Source organism: Chromohalobacter sp. HP20-39 (assembly GCF_033052815.1).
Taxonomy (GTDB): domain Bacteria; phylum Pseudomonadota; class Gammaproteobacteria; order Pseudomonadales; family Halomonadaceae; genus Chromohalobacter.
In genome coordinates this window covers 1-286 of the sequence record NZ_JAWHTP010000529.1, presented here as the reverse complement: position 1 = coordinate 286, position 286 = coordinate 1, and the positions used below count along the sequence as shown (strand labels likewise).

The window sequence follows — 286 nt, the reverse complement described above, 5'->3', positions numbered from 1 at the left end:
CTGCGCGAAGCTGGCAGCGCGTCGCTGCCGATCACGCGCGGCGTGATCGAGGCGCTGCGCGACGAGCCCGACCAGCACCTGCTGTCGCAGCGCTTGGCGTCCGAAGTCGCGCTGGCGTCCGTGCTGGAGAAAGCGCTGCTGCTGCAGCGCACGCTGCTCACGGGCAAGAAGGAGCCCAACGTCGCGGCCAACGAGCTTGCCGTTGAGGCGGTGAACCACGAGAGCGACACGCTCGACCGTGAGATTCGCAACCTCAAGACCGAACTGGAGCTGCGGCGCGAGCTGG

At 68.5% G+C, this 286-nt stretch carries 1 pseudogene; it reads left to right on the top strand.

What is annotated here, in order from left to right:
• Positions 1-286, top strand: a pseudogene (locus RVY79_RS19065) (integrating conjugative element protein); the annotation flags it as partial.